The sequence below is a fragment of the Luteimonas galliterrae genome (assembly GCF_023374055.1).
In the GTDB taxonomy this organism is placed as follows: Bacteria; Pseudomonadota; Gammaproteobacteria; order Xanthomonadales; family Xanthomonadaceae; genus Luteimonas_C; species Luteimonas_C galliterrae.
The window spans coordinates 1-18,431 of record NZ_JAMBEP010000003.1; the positions used below are offsets into that span (position 1 = coordinate 1).

At 61.1% G+C, this 18,431-nt stretch carries 27 protein-coding genes; 25 read left to right on the top strand and 2 right to left on the bottom strand.

Annotation, left to right across the window (positions count from 1 at the left end):
• Positions 1 to 169: 169 nt before the first annotated feature.
• Positions 170 to 1,543 (bottom strand): UDP-N-acetylmuramate:L-alanyl-gamma-D-glutamyl-meso-diaminopimelate ligase, encoded by a 1,374-nt coding sequence (gene mpl / locus M2650_RS12650; protein WP_283254787.1) that lies wholly within the window; start codon positions 1,541 to 1,543, stop codon positions 170 to 172.
• Positions 1,544 to 1,796: 253 nt separating this feature from the next.
• Positions 1,797 to 2,375, bottom strand: a complete 579-nt coding sequence (locus tag M2650_RS12655; protein ID WP_249475067.1) for an adenylate kinase — start codon at positions 2,373 to 2,375, stop codon at positions 1,797 to 1,799.
• 112 nt (positions 2,376 to 2,487) lie between these two features.
• Between M2650_RS12655 and M2650_RS12660 the strand changes: the two genes are divergently transcribed.
• The 25 genes from M2650_RS12660 (at position 2,488) to M2650_RS12780 (ending at position 18,390) form a co-directional block, all read left to right on the top strand.
• Positions 2,488 to 3,741 carry a 6-phosphofructokinase gene (locus tag M2650_RS12660; protein WP_249475069.1) on the top strand — a complete coding sequence of 418 codons (1,254 nt, stop codon included), beginning with the start codon at positions 2,488 to 2,490 and terminating at the stop codon, positions 3,739 to 3,741.
• Positions 3,742 to 3,957: 216 nt separating this feature from the next.
• Positions 3,958 to 4,344: a hypothetical protein gene (locus M2650_RS12665; protein WP_249475071.1), complete on the top strand. Its 387-nt coding sequence runs from the start codon at positions 3,958 to 3,960 to the stop codon at positions 4,342 to 4,344.
• A gap of 63 nt (positions 4,345 to 4,407) precedes the next feature.
• Complete coding sequence (locus M2650_RS12670) at positions 4,408 to 4,887, top strand: DUF5063 domain-containing protein (RefSeq protein WP_249475073.1); 480 nt, start codon at positions 4,408 to 4,410, stop codon at positions 4,885 to 4,887.
• 60 nt (positions 4,888 to 4,947) lie between these two features.
• A complete protein-coding gene (locus M2650_RS12675; protein ID WP_249475075.1) occupies positions 4,948 to 5,343 on the top strand; it encodes a hypothetical protein in 396 nt (131 codons plus the stop codon).
• A 69-nt stretch (positions 5,344 to 5,412) separates the two neighbouring features.
• Positions 5,413 to 5,949, top strand: a complete 537-nt coding sequence (locus tag M2650_RS12680; protein ID WP_249475077.1) for a hypothetical protein — start codon at positions 5,413 to 5,415, stop codon at positions 5,947 to 5,949.
• A gap of 168 nt (positions 5,950 to 6,117) precedes the next feature.
• On the top strand, positions 6,118 to 6,426 hold the full coding sequence (locus M2650_RS12685; RefSeq protein WP_249475078.1) for a YqcC family protein: 309 nt from the start codon (positions 6,118 to 6,120) through the stop codon (positions 6,424 to 6,426).
• A gap of 34 nt (positions 6,427 to 6,460) precedes the next feature.
• On the top strand, positions 6,461 to 7,336 hold the full coding sequence (locus M2650_RS12690) for a hypothetical protein (RefSeq protein WP_249475080.1): 876 nt from the start codon (positions 6,461 to 6,463) through the stop codon (positions 7,334 to 7,336).
• 281 nt (positions 7,337 to 7,617) lie between these two features.
• A complete protein-coding gene (locus tag M2650_RS12695; RefSeq protein WP_249475082.1) occupies positions 7,618 to 8,130 on the top strand; it encodes a hypothetical protein in 513 nt (170 codons plus the stop codon).
• Between the two features lie 34 nt (positions 8,131 to 8,164).
• Complete coding sequence (locus tag M2650_RS12700) at positions 8,165 to 8,725, top strand: dihydrofolate reductase family protein (RefSeq protein ID WP_249475084.1); 561 nt, start codon at positions 8,165 to 8,167, stop codon at positions 8,723 to 8,725.
• A gap of 502 nt (positions 8,726 to 9,227) precedes the next feature.
• Positions 9,228 to 9,572: a hypothetical protein gene (locus tag M2650_RS12705; protein ID WP_249475086.1), complete on the top strand. Its 345-nt coding sequence runs from the start codon at positions 9,228 to 9,230 to the stop codon at positions 9,570 to 9,572.
• Positions 9,573 to 9,640: 68 nt separating this feature from the next.
• A complete protein-coding gene (locus M2650_RS12710) occupies positions 9,641 to 10,111 on the top strand; it encodes a VOC family protein (RefSeq protein ID WP_249475088.1) in 471 nt (156 codons plus the stop codon).
• A 196-nt stretch (positions 10,112 to 10,307) separates the two neighbouring features.
• Positions 10,308 to 10,754 carry a YciI family protein gene (locus M2650_RS12715; RefSeq protein ID WP_249475091.1) on the top strand — a complete coding sequence of 149 codons (447 nt, stop codon included), beginning with the start codon at positions 10,308 to 10,310 and terminating at the stop codon, positions 10,752 to 10,754.
• Between the two features lie 206 nt (positions 10,755 to 10,960).
• Positions 10,961 to 11,401 (top strand): YybH family protein, encoded by a 441-nt coding sequence (locus M2650_RS12720; protein ID WP_249475094.1) that lies wholly within the window; start codon positions 10,961 to 10,963, stop codon positions 11,399 to 11,401.
• 71 nt (positions 11,402 to 11,472) lie between these two features.
• Positions 11,473 to 12,015 (top strand): retropepsin-like aspartic protease, encoded by a 543-nt coding sequence (locus M2650_RS16445; protein ID WP_283254789.1) that lies wholly within the window; start codon positions 11,473 to 11,475, stop codon positions 12,013 to 12,015.
• Between the two features lie 44 nt (positions 12,016 to 12,059).
• Positions 12,060 to 12,410 (top strand): DUF2200 domain-containing protein, encoded by a 351-nt coding sequence (locus M2650_RS12730; RefSeq protein WP_249475098.1) that lies wholly within the window; start codon positions 12,060 to 12,062, stop codon positions 12,408 to 12,410.
• A gap of 74 nt (positions 12,411 to 12,484) precedes the next feature.
• On the top strand, positions 12,485 to 12,910 hold the full coding sequence (locus M2650_RS12735; protein WP_249475100.1) for a GNAT family N-acetyltransferase: 426 nt from the start codon (positions 12,485 to 12,487) through the stop codon (positions 12,908 to 12,910).
• Positions 12,911 to 13,102: 192 nt separating this feature from the next.
• Positions 13,103 to 13,552, top strand: a complete 450-nt coding sequence (locus M2650_RS12740; protein WP_249475102.1) for a hypothetical protein — start codon at positions 13,103 to 13,105, stop codon at positions 13,550 to 13,552.
• Between the two features lie 77 nt (positions 13,553 to 13,629).
• The gene (locus tag M2650_RS12745; RefSeq protein WP_249475104.1) at positions 13,630 to 14,010 is read left to right on the top strand and encodes a hypothetical protein; all 381 of its coding nucleotides are present in this window, start codon (positions 13,630 to 13,632) and stop codon (positions 14,008 to 14,010) included.
• Positions 14,011 to 14,035: 25 nt separating this feature from the next.
• Positions 14,036 to 14,416, top strand: a complete 381-nt coding sequence (locus tag M2650_RS12750; protein WP_249475105.1) for a VOC family protein — start codon at positions 14,036 to 14,038, stop codon at positions 14,414 to 14,416.
• Between the two features lie 187 nt (positions 14,417 to 14,603).
• Complete coding sequence (gene arr, locus M2650_RS12755) at positions 14,604 to 15,005, top strand: NAD(+)--rifampin ADP-ribosyltransferase (RefSeq protein WP_249475107.1); 402 nt, start codon at positions 14,604 to 14,606, stop codon at positions 15,003 to 15,005.
• 214 nt (positions 15,006 to 15,219) lie between these two features.
• Positions 15,220 to 15,618, top strand: coding sequence for a hypothetical protein (locus M2650_RS12760; protein ID WP_249475109.1), 399 nt, complete (start codon positions 15,220 to 15,222; stop codon positions 15,616 to 15,618).
• A 147-nt stretch (positions 15,619 to 15,765) separates the two neighbouring features.
• On the top strand, positions 15,766 to 16,686 hold the full coding sequence (locus M2650_RS12765) for a TIR domain-containing protein (protein WP_249475111.1): 921 nt from the start codon (positions 15,766 to 15,768) through the stop codon (positions 16,684 to 16,686).
• 42 nt (positions 16,687 to 16,728) lie between these two features.
• Positions 16,729 to 17,190 (top strand): carboxymuconolactone decarboxylase family protein, encoded by a 462-nt coding sequence (locus tag M2650_RS12770; RefSeq protein WP_249475113.1) that lies wholly within the window; start codon positions 16,729 to 16,731, stop codon positions 17,188 to 17,190.
• A 230-nt stretch (positions 17,191 to 17,420) separates the two neighbouring features.
• A complete protein-coding gene (locus tag M2650_RS12775; protein WP_249475115.1) occupies positions 17,421 to 17,891 on the top strand; it encodes a nuclear transport factor 2 family protein in 471 nt (156 codons plus the stop codon).
• Positions 17,892 to 18,051: 160 nt separating this feature from the next.
• Positions 18,052 to 18,390 (top strand): hypothetical protein, encoded by a 339-nt coding sequence (locus M2650_RS12780; RefSeq protein WP_249475118.1) that lies wholly within the window; start codon positions 18,052 to 18,054, stop codon positions 18,388 to 18,390.
• Positions 18,391 to 18,431: the final 41 nt, after the last annotated feature.

Here is an 18,431-nt window from a genome sequence, read left to right on the forward strand (position 1 = left end):
CGTGCGAATGAATTCGCACCTACGAAAAGCAAGAGTATCGGGCAAAGCGCTGGGTTACTCGCTTCGCTCGCCCTCCGGGCCATCTGCTGACGCAGAGGTTCGCTCCGGCTTTCGGCCTCCGCAGTCCCGCCTTCGCGAGGATGACGACTTACGAACGACCGTACGCTGCCTATGGCAATTCAGCCCGCGCTTTCAGCGCATCGAGAAACCTGCGCGGCGCGCCGTCGAAGCCGCCGTTGGACATGAATACGACATGGTCGCCGCGCGTCGCCAGTTCGCGCAGCATTGCGATCAGCGCATCCACATCGGCCGCAGTGCGCGCATCGCCTCGCATCGCCGCGACCACTTTGCCGGCGTCCCAAGCCAATTCCGGGCGGTGCAGGAACACCACCGCATCGGCCCCGTCCAGCGACGGCGCAAGCGCATCGGCATGCGCGCCCAGCCGCATAGAATTGCTGCGCGGCTCCATCGCCACCACGATGCGCGCACCACCCACCCGGGCGCGCAGGCCTGCGAGCGTAGTCGCGATCGCCGTCGGGTGATGCGCGAAATCGTCGTAGACGGTGATGCCGCCGATTTCGCCCAACACTTCCAGCCGGCGCTTCACGCTGCGGAAATCGGCCAATGCGGCGACCACCGAGGCGACATCGACGCCGACCGCATGGCAAGCCGCCAGCGCCGCGAGCCCGTTCATCACGTTGTGGCGCCCGACCAGCGGCCAGCGCACGACGCCGATCTGCGCGCCGCGATGGATGACCCCGAACTCGCTGCCGTCGCCCTTGACCAGGCGCGCGCTCCAATCGAAACCGTCGCCCAATCCGAAGGTGTCCACCGGCGTCCAGCAGCCCATCGCCAATACTTCGGCGATCTTCTCGTCTTCGCCATTGACGATCAGCTTTCCGCGCGCGGGCACCGTGCGGACGAGATGATGGAACTGGCGCTGGATCGCCGCCACGTCCGGAAAGATGTCGGCGTGGTCGAACTCCAGGTTGTTGAGGATCGCCACCGTCGGCCGGTAATGCACGAACTTGCTGCGCTTGTCGAAGAAGGCGGTGTCGTATTCGTCGGCTTCGACCACGAACTCGCGGCCCGTTCCGATGCGCGCGGACACGCCGAAATCCTCGGCCACGCCGCCGATCAGGAAGCCGGGCTCGCGCCCAGCGGCCTGCAGCAGGTATGCGAGGATGGTGGTCGTGGTCGTCTTGCCGTGCGTCCCGGCCACGGCGATCGTCTCGCGACCCGGCAGCACGCGCTCGCGCAGCCATTCCGCGCCGGAGGTGTAGCGCAGGCCCTCGTCCAGCACGTACTCGACCGCATCGTTGCCGCGCGACAAGGCGTTGCCGATCACGATCTCGTCGCAGTCGCGCGAGATGTTGTCCGGCGTATAGCCTTGCTTGAGGGCGATGCCGAGGTTTTCGAGCTGCGTCGACATCGGCGGATAGATCGCCTGGTCGCTGCCTTCGACTTCGTGGCCCAGTTCGCGCGCCAAGGCCGCGACGCCGCCCATGAAGGTGCCGGCGATTCCCAGGATGTGTAGCTTCAAGTTCGTCGATTCCTAGTCAATTGAAGCAAGCCGACACTTGAACGCTGGCGGCCTGCTCCCTCTCCCGCTTGCGGGAGAGGGCTGGGGTGAGGGCGCACGACCGATCAGGTCGCGGCGAAATCCTCTGGACCCTCTTGCTTTGTTTCGCAACAACGCAGGCGCAAGTAGATACATTCGATGCCATCGTGAGATATCGCGCGCCCTCATCCGGCGCTTGGCGCCACCTTCTCCCGCAAGCGGGAGAAGGAAAGCCTCAACCGACCTCGGTCGCAGGCGCGATCGCCTCGATGATCCGGTTGAACACCTCGTCCATCGAACCCACGCCGTCGACCACGGTCAGCTGCCCATGCTGGCGATAGAACTCGATCACCGGCGCGGTCTGCTGGTCGTACACCTGCAGGCGCTTGCGCACCGATTCGGGATTGTCGTCGTCGCGGCCTTCGGCCTTGGCGCGGCCGGCGATGCGGTCGATCAGCAGCTCGTTGTCCACGTCCAGTTGCAACGCGAAATCCATCGGCTGGCCGATGCGCTGCAGCAGCTTGTCCAGCGCCGCGGCCTGGGCCAGGTTGCGCGGATAGCCGTCCAGGATGAAGCCGTTGGCCGTGTCCGGACGCGAGAAACGGTCCTCCAGCATGCCCAGCAGGATCTCGTCGGACACCAGGTCGCCGCGCGCCATGATGACCTTGGCCTCCAGGCCCAGGGGCGTGCCCGCGGCCACTTCCGCACGCAGCAGGTCGCCGGTGGAAATGTGCGGCACCTGCAGGTGCTGTTTCAGCTTAGCCGCCTGCGTGCCCTTGCCGGAACCGGGCGCGCCGAGGAGTACCAGTCGCATCGCTTGCTCCAAAACGCCGAAAATCGAGTCGCCGCAGGGCGTTACACTCCCCTTGCCGCGGCGAAATACCGTGCCAGCTTACCGCAAACCCCCCGAAATCCCGAGCCTGCCCATGTCCGGAACCCTGCTCTACGCCCAGTCCGGCGGCGTCACCGCCGTCATCAACGCTACCGCCAGCGCCGTCATTACCGAGGCCCGCGCCCGCAAGGTCAAGGTATTGGCCGCGCGCAACGGCATCTTGGGCGCGCTGCGCGAGGAACTGATCGACACCTCCAAGGAATCCGCCGCCGCCATCCGCGCCCTGGCCCACACGCCCGGCGGGGCCTTCGGCTCGTGCCGGGTCAAGCTGAAATCGCTGGAAGCCGACCGCGCCAAGTACGAGCGCCTGCTGGCCGTGTTCAAGGCCCACGATGTGCGCTGGTTCCTCTACAACGGCGGCAACGATTCGGCCGACACGGCGCTCAAAGTGTCCAAGCTGGCGGCGGAGTTCGACTACCCGCTGACCTGCATCGGCGTGCCCAAGACGGTCGACAACGACTTGGCCGTGACCGATTGCTGCCCGGGTTTCGGCTCGGCGGCGAAATACACCGCGGTCTCGGTCCGCGAATGCGCCCTGGACGTGGCCGCGATGGCCGAAACCTCCACCAAGGTCTTCGTCTACGAGGCGATGGGCCGCCACGCCGGCTGGCTCGCCGCCGCGGGCGGTCTGGCCGGCAAGACCGTGGACGACGCGCCGCATCTGATCCTGTTCCCGGAGCGGCCTTACGACGAGGCGGATTTCATCGCGCAGGTGAAGAAGATCGTCGCCCGCGTCGGCTACTGCGTGGTGGTGGCCAGCGAAGGCATCCGCACCGCCGACGGCAAGTTCGTCGCCGACGCCGGCGGCGGCAAGGATTCGTTCGGGCATACGCAATTGGGCGGCGTGGCTTCGTTCTTAGCCGGTCGCGTCAAGGATCAACTGGGCATGAAGGTGCATTGGACGTTGCCCGACTATCTGCAACGCTCCGCACGTCATCTGGCGTCTAAGACCGACCTCGACCAAGCGCTTGCAGTCGGCAAGGCTGCGGTGCAGTACGCGTTGAAGGGCATGAATGCGACGATGCCGGTGATCAAGCGGACTTCCGATTCGCCGTATCGCTGGAAGATCGAGCCGGCGGCGTTGGAGAAAGTCGCCAATCATGAGAAGACGATGCCGGCGAATTTCATTCGCAAGGATGGTTACGGAATCACCGCATCTGCACGGAAGTATTTGGAGCCGTTGATTCGCGGCGAATCGCCGCCGCCGTACGGGCGGGATGGAATTCCGAATTACGTTGCTTTGAAGAATGTCGCCGTCAAGCAGAAGTTGTCGGTTTGGAGGGGGTGATCCAAGAGCCTGAAACTGTTATGCCGGCAGATCTACCCCGATAAACGGTATGCGGGTGAATGTGCCGCATAAAACAGCGGCGTCGATGCCCGCCGAAGCAATCGCTTGCCGCGCAAGCGCCTGATCTGATTGGGATTTATCTGATTGACGGTCTTCGCTGGTCGTCGCACACTGCGGTTTATGCCCCAGTTTGGGGTCTAAATGTAGTTAGGTGTCATGGGAGATCACCGCGACTTCGACAAGCTCTTGGCATACCTTCGGCGCGTTCCGTCGGTGTCCGGCTCGATCGGCTCTGGCAAGTTCGACAATGGCAACTGGTGGGTCAAGTTCTCGCTCGACATTACACACCCGCTTGCTTGGAGCGTCGTGCAAGAGTTCGGTTGTGTCCTCAACTACCTCTCACTGGAAGAACGCTTGCCCACCTTGTTCATGCCCGTTTCCCCCGCGCCCTACCTCAACGGTGGGCCGGTAGACTTCCTTGCGTGGGTCATCGAGTCCAAGGATCCTTCGTTCAAGCCCGGCACTGTTGCCGAGTGGCTCGAGGGCCGTCTTCCACGCCCGGTCGAAGACCTGGCTCAATGGGAGTCCGGCGATGACACCTAACAATTCATTCAAGCCGAACCCGCTTCGCGGGTCGGCTTAATTCAGGCGTTAGGCGGCACAGCCATGTCCTCGCAAGTCCAACATTTCGCAGAAGCGGCGAACCAATTCTGCTCTTGGGCTGAGCATGCTCCGCAATCTCCCGAGGCCGAGGCAGGAACAGCTCTACGGCTGCTATCTAGCCTCTATCAGCAAGCGCTTACCCTTCCAGACACCTTCGCGGAGGGAGAGCCCGCGGAGACAACTGACGAGGAGTGGAAGAGCATCTACCGCCGTTTTGGGGCACTGCCCTTCAACTACTACTCGCAGCGCTTCGATCCGATGGACGTTCAGAATGATGCGCTTGAGCTGGGAGACCTTGCGGACGATCTCGCTGACACTTGGAGAGACTTGCGGCGGGGCCTCTCACTCTTCAAGTCAGGTCACGTCGCTGCCGCTGGCTGGGAATGGCGACAGAGTTTCTGGCAGCATTGGGGGCATCATGCAGCGGGCGGCATCTATGCACTGCACTGCTGGCTTGCGGAGCATTCTCAGGGTGCCGCCTAACAATTCATTCAAGCCGAAGCCGCTTCGCGGCTCGGCTTAATTCAGGATGCAGGGGGATTTATGCTGGATCGTCACGAAGAGCTTGAGCACTATGCGAACTACGCCGAGTACTCAAAGACCTTGCGTACATGGCTCGTTGCTTACGGGATCGGGGGTCCGGTTCTCCTAAATACAAACGATCATTTGCTCAAACTATTCAATTCCTCACCCCTAAAAAATTGGATCATCTTCTTCTTCCTTGCTGGTGTATTCGGCCAAGTCTTGCTTGGATTTATCAACAAATGGTGTGCCTACCACATGTATCTCGGTACCTGTAGGCCCAACCTCAAAGACACAACTCGCTACAAGTTCTGGCACTACATAAATGAGCGCAGCTGGATTGACCTGACTATCGACGGCCTTTCGATCGCATCGTTCGTGATTGCAACTGTCCTCTGCCTAGTTTTGGTGATCTAGCATGCAGCCTAACAATTCATTCAAGCCGAACCCGCTTCGCGGCGCGGCTTAATTCAGGCGTTAGCCACCATGAAACACCTTACATCGCCCTTGCTGTTTCTCAGCCTCGCGCTCGCTGCGCGCGGCTCGGTCGCGCAGGAAAGCCTGCCTGTCCCTTCGATCGCCGACGCCACGTACGCCGAGTACCGAAACGAGTACCGGGCAAGCGCGCTTTGCGGGAAGGAGGAAATCACCCTGTGGAGCTGCGAGACCCGCAGGCGCGCCTATGCGCTTTGCTCTTCCCCCGTAGTCACCCGCACCTCGGGCTACATGCAATACCGGGCCGCCAACCGCGGCAAGATGACCTTCCAGTACCCCGCCGCAAAAAGCCCGCCGACCGGACTTTTCAGCTATGTCTCGTACGGCAACGGCAATGCCTCCCTGGAATTCACGAGCAGCGGTTACCACTACATGCTGCTCGACCCCCTTAGGGAGAACTCGTCCATCGTGGTGTCGCCACCCGCCGGCGGAAAAGAAACGGAAATCGCTTGTCCGGGCAATCAAACCCTTCAGGTCAACTACACCATGCGACTCATGTACGACTCCGGCGTATGGCTGGGCAAGTGACACGCATGGCGGCTAACAATTCATCCAAGGCGACGCCTCTTCGCGGCGCGAATTCCCGTGGCCGCATTTTTATGTTTGCTCCGTCTATGCACCATAGAGTGCCCGCCTGACCACTCGAGCCGCCCCACTTCGCGGTTCCGCTCATTCGGCGTTATGAGGAATAGTGACGTGACCAATCGCAACCCCGCCGAACAGCTTGGAAAGATCGAAGCTGAACTACGTCGTCTTGGCTTGCTCGTTGGCCCCATCCAACCCGCTCAGGTCGTCCGCTCGGCCTTCGGTATGGGTGAGATGCCGTTCGAAGATTGGCTCACGAAAGTCTTCCTGCCTCGTGCTTACGAGGCGGCGGACAGGAATCAATGGCCGCAGACAAGCCAAGTCGGGACCGCTGCCATCCGCAATCTCGACGGTCAAGCAGATTACGCAGCCTTAATTACATTGCTTTGCGAATTCGATCGAATAGTCGAAGCCTTGTAAACCTAGGATACAGGCAGGCAGGGTGGATTTCACTATGAGAAAAAATCACGCAACCGTGTTTTTCATTATTCTGTTCGCACCGCTTTTGTTGTTCGCTCGACCATCAAGCGGTGAAAACGAAACGAAAACCAAAGAAACCGAGCCTTCAGTAAGCGAACAAGAATCGGCTGAAGACGAAAATCCGCAAAAATGCAATAGAGCTTGGCGGAAAGCGATCTCTAAACAGATTGATCTCGGCTTTTTTGCCTCTTACGAGAAACTACCTAAGATAACCTTCGCGGAAATATCGAAGGCCGAGTTTGACCGCTATAAAAGCGTTTATCGTCCCAAGCTGGATCCGCAGCCTTCTCGCATCACGATCACTGAAACCACTTTTACAATTGACACTAACCTGGCCAAGCTAACTTTCTACCGAGAAAATCAAGATCTATTGGATCGGCATCATGCTTGCTGGATGGTGTACAAGGGTTATTACCCGGAGCTGAAAACCCATGCTTTGGTAGATGCATCCGAAGCAGAGGGCCTGAACTTCGGCACATATATGTTAGTCGATAGCGATACGAACACGGCTTACTCTCTCGCCTCTATGGAAGCGGACGGTGCTGTCGAAACACCTCTTGTTTCGCCTGGAAACGGTTATTTGGCCTATTACCAGAATTCTCCGTACAAACCAGGCACCTTTATTGGGCTGATCCGGATTACCGGCGATCCGAAGCGATTCAGAGAGTATGCGAGTTTCTCTTCGAGGGAGTACAAAGATTCTGATCGCTTCAACTCCGTTGAAGATCTAGTCTGGATCGATGATGACGCCTTTGCCGTTAAAGCAGCGCATATCGAGAAATTCAGTGAAACTCGCCCCGAGCCCAAATACTTCAAAACGAAAAGCCTTCGCGAGGTAAAGGCCCCGTAGGGCGCTGTCAGGCGCGGAGAACGGCACTTAAGCGAGAGAAAAACCGAGTCAGAGGCCGTTTTGATAATGGCGTCTGACCCGTTTCCCCATATATTGAGCCAAACCAGCGTAGCCCGGGTAAGCGCAGGGCCGTAGGGCGGGTTCCAACCCGCCGTTTACCGATCGAAGCCGAGGAACGCGCCGAGATACAGCAGAAATACCGGTATGTGGGCTGTTATCGGATCGTGCATACGGCGGGTCAGGACCCGCCCTGCAAATGCTTAAATTCGGGCGTTATGCCAATGCGAATATTCCTTGCGACTCTGTTTTCATCTTTTGCCGCCGTAGCTGTGCAGCCTGTAGTACTGCTCAGTTGGTTCTTTCTCCCAGCTTTGCTACAAGGCGCCGACCTGTCGCAGGACGTACTCGCCCTGACGACCTTCATGGCCATGTTTTTTGCGGTTCCATTCGTCCTTCTCCTTGGCATTCCCCTCACGCTCGTGCTGTATCGTCTCGGCCGCCTCAAATGGTGGCCGCTAGCGCTCGCAGGCACTATCGCTGGCGGCCTATTCGTCGGCTGGCGCGGTCCGGGTTCGGACAAGGGCGCTTCCTCTGGCGGCAACTGGTACGGCAGTTACAGAGACTTCGTCGTTGATGGCGAGCCCACGTTTTATGGCTGGCTGAGTTATCTGCAGTCCGTAACTATCTTGGCTCTGCACGGACTGATCGGGGCCACCGTGTTTTATTTCGTTTGGGTGCGCTGGATGCGCCCTAACAATGCATTCACGCCGAGCCCGCTTCGCGGCTCGGCTTAATTCAGGCGTTAGCCGCTACGAGGAGTTCTCAGTCATGGGGCTTTTGACCTTCAGCATCAACGTCACCCTCGACGGTTGCGTCGACCACCGGGAGGGGATCGCCGATGACGAGACACATGCCTTCTTCACCCGCTTGATGGACGAAGGCGGGGCGATGCTGTGGGGCCGCGTTACCTACGAGATGATGGAGAGCTACTGGCCGGCAGTCGCCCGAGGCGACGTGGAGGTACCGCCGGCGATCCGCGAGTGGGCGGTAAAGCTGGAGACCAAGCCGAAGTACGTGGTGTCGTCGACGCGAAAGGACTTTCGGTGGACCAATACCCACCACATCGCCGGCGACCTTCGCACGGAGGTGCAGAAACTGAAGGACGCGACTCCGGCCGGTGTGCTCCTTGGTAGCGGCAAGCTCGCGACCGAGCTGGATCGGCTGGACCTGATCGACGAGTACATGTTCCTCGTTCACCCTAGGATCGCCGGCCACGGCCCGACCCTGTACCAGAGCGGGCTGCCCAGTACGCGACGGCTCGATCTGGTCTCCGCGAAGCCGCTCCGCTGCGGCGCGGTCGCCATGCATTACCGGCGCGAGTGCGGCTAGCAATTCATTCAAGCCGACGCCACTCCGCGGGTCGGCTTAATTCCAGACGTTAGACCGCACAGAGGGGCATATGGCAACTGAGAACACAACGGCGTCAACGGGTCTTGCCCGCATTGCCATCGGCGTACTCTCGCTGAGCCCTTTTGCCGTAGCCCTGGACCTCTGGCTACGTTTTTTACCGAACTACCCCGCCATGCAATACATGCGCACTGCTGACCCAATCGTTCAAGCGGGTTGGATCACGCTGGGCCCTATCGGCATCATTGCCATCATACTTTTACGACGACATCCCATTGCCGGCACGATTCTTGCCTTGGCATTCTGCGCGGCATATGTACCACTCGCGAGACTACTTTGGCGCCATTTTACCTGGGGCTGCTGGGTTGCAATCGGATCCGTTGTGCTTGCAGTGACAGGCACTATTCTCTGGGCGCGGTCCAACAATCCGCCCAAGCCGACATCGCTTCGCGGCGCGGCTTAACCCTGGCGTTAGACCGCACCCATGCCCCGCTACGACTTCGAACTCTTTGCTGGCTACCATCAGTTTTACCTGCAGGACGAGCCTGCGGATGGCAATCTCGGCGATGCCTGGACCGAGGAAGCTTCAAACCGCCTTCTTGCTGTTACTCCTGGTATCGTTGGCGTGGGCACCGTCCGCAATATGGATGTGCTGGTAACCATAGACATCTTAGACGGAGAGCCTCGGCTCGATCTGGCCAGATTCGACCATGTGGTTGAGTGCTCTCTTTCAATTCAGAGCGGCCGCATCGTCGTTGCAGGATGCACTGACTACTTCCCCGATGCGGCCCGCATTGATGTTACAGCTGGCACGTATCGCGTCCGCTAGCCATTCATTCAAGCTGAAGCCGCTTCTCGGCTCGGCTTAATTCAGGCGTCAGGCGCCAAGGAGACATCATGACTGTCAAGCGTATGGACAACGTCGGCATCGTGGTAGAAGACATCGAGGCCGCCATTGAGTTCTTCACCGAACTTGGCCTCCAGCTCGAGGGGCGCGCCCCGATCGAAGGAGACTGGGCAGGCGGCGTCACCGGATTGCGCGGCATGCGCGTCGAGGTGGCCATGATGCGTACGCCGGACGGCTACAGCCGGCTCGAGATGTCCCGTTTCCTCGCGCCGCCCGTGGTCGCCGATCACCGCAACGCACCGGTGAACGCTCTCGGTTACCTGCGTGTCATGTTCACCGTGGAGGACATCGACGATACGCTCGCCCGGCTTAGCAAACACGGCGCGAAGCTCGTCGGCGAAGTGGTCCAGTACGAAGACATGTATCGGCTCTGCTACATCCGGGGCCCCGAAGGAATTCTCATCGGGCTCGCTCAGGAACTCGGGCAGCATATTTCCCGAGTGGATCCCTTAAGAACGTAAGCGTTGAGAACCGGATTGGCGTCCAACAAGTCATTTGAGCCGGGCCCGCTTCGCGGGTCGGCATAATTCAGGCGTTGGGCCCCTGGAAGGCGCCACGCCCGGCGCGGCCTTCTTTTGAGGATAGTGGTCTTGTCGATTTGACCAGCCCTTGTTCGTCGTAGCCATACCAGACAGACCCACATACGGAGAACAGGCTATGCGGTTCATCATCACGGCGCAGTCGAATGCGGAGAAGACGACGGTCGACCAACAGCCAGAATTCGATGCGGAACTCTTCAAGGCGTACATGCGCTTCAACGAGGAGATGCATCGGGCCGGCGTGCTTATCGCATCCGAAGGCCTCAACCCTGCGGCGAAAGGGGCTCGCATCGCGGTGGCAGAAGGCAAGCGCTACATCGTCGACGGCCCCTTCGCCGAGTCGAAGGAACTGGTGGGAGGCTTCTACCTCATCGAAGTGGGCTCGCTCGACGAGGCGATTCAATGGGCCCTCCGCGCTCCGTCCGGCTTCGGGGCCGACGACATTCTGGACATTCGCCAATTGACAGGCTCGGGAGACCTGCCGCCTGAAATTCTCCAACTCATCGCGGAGGCTGCGCCGACATGGAGTGCCGCGGCTTGGCCGCCGCTCAATGCGAACAAATAGCAAGCGCTGTAGGCTGGGTTGGCCTCATCAACCCAGCATCACGGTTGTACAGGGAAAGGCTGGGTTGATGAAGCCAACCCAGCCTACGAACTTACCCAGGCTGCGCTTAGTGTCAGGCGAACAAGACAGAGCCTTAACCCGCCGTTGACGGCCGCAGAATATGCGGTGTGGTTAATCGAAGCTTCGTGCGAAAGCGGGAGGCGGCCATGGCCACGCAACAAGCGATAGACGAAGCCGACATCCGGCGACGACTCGATCGATTTCTCGATGCGGTCCGCGCCATGGATATCGAAGGCGTGAGGCCGATCTATGCGCCGGATCTGGTGTCGTTCGACATCGTCCCGCCGCTGCAGCACCTCGGAGCGGAGGCGAAGCTCAAGAACTGGCGGGACGTCTTTGCGGCCTACCAAGCTCCGCTCGGCTACGAACTGCGCGACCTCACGCTGGCCGTGGACGGCGACGTGGCGTTCGGGCGCAGCCTCAACCGGATCAGCGGCACCTTGAAGAACGGGAAGCGGAGCGATTACTGGGTTCGCTGGACGACGGGCTACCGGAAGATCGGCGGCGATTGGCTCATCGTGCACGACCAGGTCTCGGTGCCCATGGATGTGGAGACCGGCGCCGCGTTGCGGAACCTGGAGCCTTGACGGTGCGGTCCGCCCCGAAGGCGAAGAAGCAGGCGTAGTCCGGCGAACGCCAGCGCCGCGGGCTCGCGGCCATGGTGTTGCCGCCCGCATGTCCGTGCCGTTCGGCACCCCGGGTGCGCTACGCTTGCACCAGCTACGCCCGCCAACGGTGGCGGGCGGTTCGAGGAGTGAGCATCGTGCTTCTCTCTGAATTTCTCGCAGCAGCCGGCTACCGGCGGATCCCGCTGCAGCGCAGCGAGGTGGGGCACTTTCATGCCCCGGCGTCGTTGCGCGGACGGGCGGTGTCCGTCCTCGTGGATACGGGAGCCGACTGCACCTTGGTGAGCCTGGCGTTGGCGCGCGAACTGAACCTTTCGCTGTCCTTGCTCCCCGACAAGGGAGGCGGCGCCGGGAATGCGGCCATGGACGTGTACGTGGTGGTGGATGCCAACCTGGATCTGGCGGAACTGCCCATCCGGCCGCACAGCCTGGTGGCCATGGACCTCAGCCACGCCAACGAGGCGCTGACCGCCCAGGGCATGGCGCCCATCGAGGCGATCCTCGGCCAGGACGTATTCGAGCGGCACGCCGCCGTGATCGACTACGGCAGCCAATCGTTGTTCCTGCGTCCGTAACGATACCGCCGCATGCAGCGCCTCGCCCCTTCGGAGGAATGACGATGCACAAGCACCGCATTTTCGCCATCAAATTCGCAAGCGTTTATCCGCTATACGTCCAAAAGGCCGAACGCAAAAACCGCACGAAAAAGGAAGTCGACCAGATCATCTGCTGGCTGACCGGCTACGACCAAGCGGGATTGCAGCGACAGATCGGCCAGGAAAACGACATCGAAACTTTTTTCGCCCAAGCACCGGCCATGCATCCGAACAGTTCGCTCATCAGGGGCGTGGTCTGCGGCATCCGCGTGGAGGACATAGAAGACCCGCTGATGCGAAAAATACGCTATCTGGACAAGCTGATCGATGAGCTCGCGAAGGGAAAGGCGATGGAAAAGATTCTGCGGCAATAAGCCGTCGGCTGACCCAATACAAAGCATCGCCCGTCCGGCTCATAATGCGAAAACAACATAGACGGGATCCGAAGATGACGATCGAATGGTCCGACACCGCCGAAGGCGTCGATTGGACGGCCCTCTCCGAGATGTACCGCCTCGCGCCGCTGGGCAACAAGAGCGCGCAATGGCTGGAGACGGCCTTCACCAACAGCATGTTCAAGTTTTTCGTGCGCAGCGGCGGCGCGGTCGTCGCTGCGGGCCGCGCGGTGGCCGACGGCGTGGATTGCGCCTACCTCTGCGACATCGCCGTGCACCCCGACCACCAGGGCACGGGTTTGGGCAAGGAACTGATCCAGCGGCTGGTGGACCGCTGCCGCGGGCACCGCAAGATCATCCTGTACGCGGTGCCGGGCAAGGAACCGTTCTACGGCAAGTTCGGTTTCAGGCGGATGCGTACGGCGATGGCGATCTTCGAAAACCCCGATCGAGCCGCTGCCGACGGCTATACGGAATGAAACAAGCCCGCCTGCGCCTCTGGCGCTAGATTGGCGGGCATTGCAGGGCCCGTAGGGCAACCCGCCGCCTGCCGGTAAACGTGCGGACAACTTCGAGCACCCTCTTTGTCCACGCCAGAACTGGCTATATCGGACCAAGATTTGGCGTAGGATCGCGGGCTCCAAACGCCATCAGACCGGGAGCGTCCGCACGTGCATCGTACTTACGTTGTCGGGCTTAGGAGCTATCTGGCCATAGGTGCGGCGGGCTGCGTCTTTTTCACTGGCTGCAGCATAGGGGCGTTTGTCGCCAAGCAGTACTGGCCCATTTCAGTCTTTGCCTTCTTTGCGGTCATGAGCCTCTACGTGTTGCTCAGCGCCGGGAAGTACGTGCTCTCCGATACCCATATCGCGCATCAGAACATGTTCGGACACTTTCGGATGCGATGGCAGGATGTGCGCAAGGTGGAGTTCGGCACTCAAGGCTCCATAGTCCTCCATGGCGGAGAGAAACGGCTAGTCGTGGCCCCGCCCGCGTATTGGTCAGGATCGAATAAAGCCGAGGCGTTTGAGCTGTTGCGCAGCAAGCTCGATAAACCGGACATAAAGTCGTATCCCAGCAACCTGGCCGACTATAAAATTCACAAGAATGTTCGGGTTTGATGTGAAGCCTGCCCTACAATCCCAGCTTTGATCAGGCATCGGAAATGCGGCCTTCCGCCTCTCCATCCCGCTTTCCCGTGCGCATCTGGGCATTGGCCGCGCTGTATTGCGTCGCGAGCCTGGTTCACTTCGCGCACAACGCCGAATACATCGCCGTCTATCCCAACATGCCTGCATGGCTTACCCGGGAGAACGTCTACGTCGCATGGCTGGCGGTCACCGGCGTCGGCTTCATCGCTGCCGCTCTTTCGTTCGCCGGCTGGCGCACGGCTGCCGCGCTGTGCCTTGTCGCCTATGGCGGCCTCGGCTTCGGCGGGCTGGGCCACTATGCGCTCGCCTTGTGTTCCGAGCACACGTTCGCGATGAACTTCACGATCTGGTTCGAGGTCGTTGCCGGTGCGATACTCGCCGTGTCCGCCGCATGGTTCATCAAACCATCGCGCCCGTTCGTAGCGTAACGGGCCGTTACGATCAGGAGACGACATGCACCACTCCCGACTTTGCTCGATGCAGATCGACTGCCGCGTCGAGGACATCGATGCCGCCGCCGAATTCTGGGCCGCGGCGCTCGGACGCCCGGTCGATCGCGGCCATTACGGCACGCGCGGCAACTACGTGATGCTGCAAACGCCGCCGGACGAGCCGATGGTGCAGATCCAGCGCGTCGAACACGAGAGCCGCGTCCACCTCGACATCGAGACGGACGACATTGCGGCCGAAGTCGCGCGCCTCGAGGCGCTGGGCGCGACCGTGGTGAAAGAGCTGGAGCGGTGGGTGGTGATGCAGGCGCCCACCGGGCAGCGGTTCTGCGTCGTGCGGCTGCAACGGCCTGGTTTTCCCAAGAACGCGAACCGCTGGGACTAGAGCGCTTGGGCCTGCGGCGCCGAGCGACGCCGGATATTGCGGTAATGGTCGTCGCAGAAACTAAAAAGGGAAGCGCCGCGCGCCTCCCCACAATGAATTTATACAATACAGGGGGACTTGCGGCAAGGCCCGCTGCGCAATGCAGTATCGCCGGCCTGCCGAAACGGCAGGACACCGGAGCGACGCGATGACCGATACGCAAACGTACTACCACGGCACGAAGGCCGACCTGAAGACGGGCGACCTGATCGCGCCGGGTTACGCCTCCAACTACGGCAAGCGGAACCAGGCGAATTTCGTTTACCTGTCCGCCACGCTGGACGCGGCCATCTGGGGCGCCGAGCTGGCCGTCGGCGCAGGGCGTGGCAGGGTCTACATCGTGGAACCGACCGGGCCCATCGAAGACGATCCGAACCTGACGGACAAGCGATTTCCCGGAAATCCTACGAAGTCGTACCGCTCCCGGGACGCGTTCCGCATCATCGGCGAGGTTGCGGATTGGAAAGGCCACTCCCCCGGCCAGCTCAAAGAGATGCACGATCACCTCGAGAGCCTGAAGCAGCGCGGTATCGAGGCCATCGAAGAATGAGCGCGGTTCGGCCATCCGGCGATCTATTCGAGCCGATCCGCTACGCGGGTCGGCTTGATTGGGACGTTAGGCGCCCATGAAAGTTCAGCCCCCACCCGGCATTAGAAAGCGAGCCGTACCATTGGCGGCCGCCTCCTTTGCCCTGTTGCTCCTCGCTGTTCCGGCGGCTCACAGGCACGCGCTGAGAAACGATCTTTCGGCGCATACGTTCAAGGTGACCATCGCCAACGAACGGGAGGATGCCTACATTTGGATCAACGATGAAGCGTCGGCGACCGTGTGGATTCCCGGAGCAGATGCCGGGGATGACCCCATCGCCGGGGCGCTGGCGCAACTAGAGCTTCCCAGAAATAGGCTAGGCAATGGATTCCAAGTGCAGCCGCAAGAAGTTGCGGAGGGATTGATCACGCTCCCGTCGGATTTCGAGCTGCAACGCTATATCCGCAAGGGATACGAGCTTAGATTGGCTGTCAGAGTCGTTCCTCGCGGATACTACTCGAAGGACTTTCCTTATGAAGACGATCCGGAAATCGGTATCGACAACGCGTATGGAAACACTTACCTGAGCCCTCATTTTTCGCGCTCAGTTGTCAGGCTGACCTATGGTCCATAGGCGGCTGCAATTCGATCGAGGCATAGCTAGGGCCGTAGACCGGATTGGTTTCATCGGCCCGACATCGCGGTCTAACATGGCAAGGGCAAATGAGGCCGCGCTTGGCGCGACCCGATGACCGCCTTATGGTTGCAGCAGGAGAATCCGATGGGAAAACCCCGCATCTTCTTGGGATCGTCAGGAAAGCAGGCGAAGCTGCTGCAGGCCCTGACGCGTGGCCTGGACGACATCGCCCATGTGGAACCTTGGACGACATCGTTCAATCCCGGGACCACTACGCTGGAACGCCTGCTCGAGCTGACGCGGGAAGTCGACTTCGCGGCCTTCGTGTTCGCGCAGGACGACTGGACGGCGGGCAGTTCGCCCGCGGCGATCGAGCCTGCATCCGGCCAGGCCTCTCCGCGCGACAACGTCGTGTTCGAGGCGGGCCTTTTCGGCGGCGTCCTCGGCATGCGGCGGACGTTCATCCTGCACGCCAGCGGCGCGAAGCTGCCCACCGATCTGCTCGGCCTCACCTGCGTGCGCTACGACGGGTCGGCCTCCGCCGCGGAAACGAAAGCCATCTGCCAGAAGCTGCGCAACGCGATCGAGAACGAAGGCCGCGCCTCGCGCATCGAAGGCCTATGGTGGCAGTACTCGCTGACCCAGCGTACCGAGAAAGAGCCGTCGGCATTGGGCGTTCTGAAGATATCGAGGAACCGCAACGGCGCCTTGGAAACGAACGGCCGCGCGTGGCAGGAAGACGGCATGCTATCGGCCAGATACTGGAGCGAAGCGGCGAGAGAGAAGGACGATGCGTCCGGCGTCTTTTACTATTGGAAGGGCGAACGGCCGCTGCACCCGGACGCCCCGCAACTGGAAGGCACCGGCGAGCTCCGCTTGGAGTCCGCAGACCGCGCATCGGGCTACTTCACTACGCGGGGCGAAGGCGTGAACGCGCGGACGGCCGGCGTCTATGTCAGAGCCGATCCGGCGGACGTGGAAACCCTGGATGGTTCCGACAACCACAAGCGCGCGGCGCTGATCGCAGAGCGTCTGGCGGATTGGAAATCGATCAGGAACACCTGATCGCCGCAGTCCGCTACGAACGTAGCCAACGAGAGGAACGCAATGAAACCGCGGATGGAATACTGGAAGGCCTCCCCCGACAGCTACAAGGCGATGATGGCCTTGGATGCTTACCTTCGCCGCTCGGGCCTCGAAAAACCCTTGTTGCACATGATCAAACTGCGCGCATCGCAGATGAACGGCTGCGCCTATTGCATCGACATGCACTGGAAGGACGCCCGCGCCGCCGGCGAAAGCGAACAGCGCCTCTATGGGCTCGACGCCTGGCGCGAAGCGCCCTACTACACCGATCGCGAACGTGCCGCGCTCGCGTGGACCGAAGCTTTGACGAACATCACCGATGGACACGTGCCCGACGCCGTCTACGAAGCCACCCGCCGCCATTTCTCGGACAAGGAACTGGCCGACCTCGGATGGGCCGTCGCCGCCATCAACGCCTGGAACCGCATCGCCATCGCCTTCCGTTCGGAAGCCGGCTCGTACCGGGCCCCGGCGCACGGTTGACCATGGCCGGGGGCAGCCGCCGCGGCGGTAACGAGGCTATCTCGCCATCGGTCACGAGTCGCGACCGCTGGCGGCGCGATGGGACTTCCGACTAGCGTCCTGAAGCCTGCGGATCCCGAGCTTGCCCGGTTTTGAGTTCGATCGCCGTTGGCCTGAAAGACCGTCCTTATCGCCTGCTGCACAGGAATTCCGCACAGGACGGCGGACGAAAAAAATCCGGGAACCAACGCATGAAGACGATCACCGCCGCGCTCGCCCTGTTGTCCGTCGCTAGCCTGCCCGCGTTCGCCCAAACCGCCGACGCTGCGCTCGAGGGGCAGATCCGTCAGTTGGACCTGGCCCATGCCGAAGCGATCTTCAAGGGCGACGCCGCCGCGCTCGACAAGCTGATGGACGACGACATCACGGTGAACCACCCCACCAACCGCATCGTCAAGGAGAAGAAGGAGCTGCTCGACCTGATCGGCCAGGGCGTGATCCGCTACGACGCATTCGAGCGCAGGCCTGAGAAATTCCTGTTCTTCGACGACATGGTGGTAGTGATGGGCGACGAGACCGTCGTGCCCGCCAAGGGCGCGCCGAACGAAGGCAAAAGCCTGCGTCGCCGCTACACCAACGCCTGGATGAAGCGCGATGGCCAATGGCGCCTGGCGTTCCGGCACGCGAACAACGTCTGCACGCCTTGCCAGGCAACGCCATAGACGACGGCGCCCGACGGGCGGCATCTTCGGCCGCGCCGACAGGCCGATAATGCCGGCCGTCGGCGGGCGAGCACCAACGCATGAAAGCCATGCTCCGGCGCGACCGGCGGGGCGCGCCGGAAGTCATCCACAAGGAGACGTCATGAAACGATTCTTGGCCATGTATATCGGCACGGCAGGCGCGACGGAGAAGGCACAGTGGAACAAGATGGATCCGGAAAAACGAAAGGCGCTGGAAGCATCCGGCATGAAGGCCTGGATGGCATGGGGAAAGGCGCACGCGGACGCGATCGTCGATCAGGGCCGCCCGCTCGGCAAGACGAAGCGCGCCTCATCGCAAGGAATCGCCGACATCAAGAACGGCATGACGGGTTATGCGATCGTCCAGGCGGAGTCCCACGAAGCGGCGGCCAGGATGTTCGAGAACCACCCGCATTTCGCGATCTTTCCGGGCGACTCGGTGGAGATCATGGAATGCCTGCCGCTGCCGGGACAGTAACGAAATCCGACGATCGTCGCGGTTATCCTCAATCACCCTTC

Bases quoted from the DNA above. Each gene is read 5' to 3' on its own strand.
- M2650_RS12655 (WP_249475067.1), bottom strand. From the start codon at position 2,375: ATGCGACTGGTACTCCTCGGCGCGCCCGGTTCCGGCAAGGGCACGCAG.
- M2650_RS12660 (WP_249475069.1), top strand. From the start codon at position 2,488: ATGTCCGGAACCCTGCTCTACGCCCAGTCCGGCGGCGTCACCGCCGTC.
- M2650_RS12665 (WP_249475071.1), top strand. From the start codon at position 3,958: ATGGGAGATCACCGCGACTTCGACAAGCTCTTGGCATACCTTCGGCGC.
- M2650_RS12670 (WP_249475073.1), top strand. From the start codon at position 4,408: ATGTCCTCGCAAGTCCAACATTTCGCAGAAGCGGCGAACCAATTCTGC.
- M2650_RS12675 (WP_249475075.1), top strand. From the start codon at position 4,948: ATGCTGGATCGTCACGAAGAGCTTGAGCACTATGCGAACTACGCCGAG.
- M2650_RS12680 (WP_249475077.1), top strand. From the start codon at position 5,413: ATGAAACACCTTACATCGCCCTTGCTGTTTCTCAGCCTCGCGCTCGCT.
- M2650_RS12690 (WP_249475080.1), top strand. From the start codon at position 6,461: ATGAGAAAAAATCACGCAACCGTGTTTTTCATTATTCTGTTCGCACCG.
- M2650_RS12695 (WP_249475082.1), top strand. From the start codon at position 7,618: ATGCGAATATTCCTTGCGACTCTGTTTTCATCTTTTGCCGCCGTAGCT.
- M2650_RS12700 (WP_249475084.1), top strand. From the start codon at position 8,165: ATGGGGCTTTTGACCTTCAGCATCAACGTCACCCTCGACGGTTGCGTC.
- M2650_RS12705 (WP_249475086.1), top strand. From the start codon at position 9,228: ATGCCCCGCTACGACTTCGAACTCTTTGCTGGCTACCATCAGTTTTAC.
- M2650_RS12710 (WP_249475088.1), top strand. From the start codon at position 9,641: ATGACTGTCAAGCGTATGGACAACGTCGGCATCGTGGTAGAAGACATC.
- M2650_RS12715 (WP_249475091.1), top strand. From the start codon at position 10,308: ATGCGGTTCATCATCACGGCGCAGTCGAATGCGGAGAAGACGACGGTC.
- M2650_RS12720 (WP_249475094.1), top strand. From the start codon at position 10,961: ATGGCCACGCAACAAGCGATAGACGAAGCCGACATCCGGCGACGACTC.
- M2650_RS16445 (WP_283254789.1), top strand. From the start codon at position 11,473: ATGGTGTTGCCGCCCGCATGTCCGTGCCGTTCGGCACCCCGGGTGCGC.
- M2650_RS12730 (WP_249475098.1), top strand. From the start codon at position 12,060: ATGCACAAGCACCGCATTTTCGCCATCAAATTCGCAAGCGTTTATCCG.
- M2650_RS12735 (WP_249475100.1), top strand. From the start codon at position 12,485: ATGACGATCGAATGGTCCGACACCGCCGAAGGCGTCGATTGGACGGCC.
- M2650_RS12750 (WP_249475105.1), top strand. From the start codon at position 14,036: ATGCACCACTCCCGACTTTGCTCGATGCAGATCGACTGCCGCGTCGAG.
- arr (WP_249475107.1), top strand. From the start codon at position 14,604: ATGACCGATACGCAAACGTACTACCACGGCACGAAGGCCGACCTGAAG.
- M2650_RS12765 (WP_249475111.1), top strand. From the start codon at position 15,766: ATGGGAAAACCCCGCATCTTCTTGGGATCGTCAGGAAAGCAGGCGAAG.
- M2650_RS12770 (WP_249475113.1), top strand. From the start codon at position 16,729: ATGAAACCGCGGATGGAATACTGGAAGGCCTCCCCCGACAGCTACAAG.
- M2650_RS12775 (WP_249475115.1), top strand. From the start codon at position 17,421: ATGAAGACGATCACCGCCGCGCTCGCCCTGTTGTCCGTCGCTAGCCTG.
- M2650_RS12780 (WP_249475118.1), top strand. From the start codon at position 18,052: ATGTATATCGGCACGGCAGGCGCGACGGAGAAGGCACAGTGGAACAAG.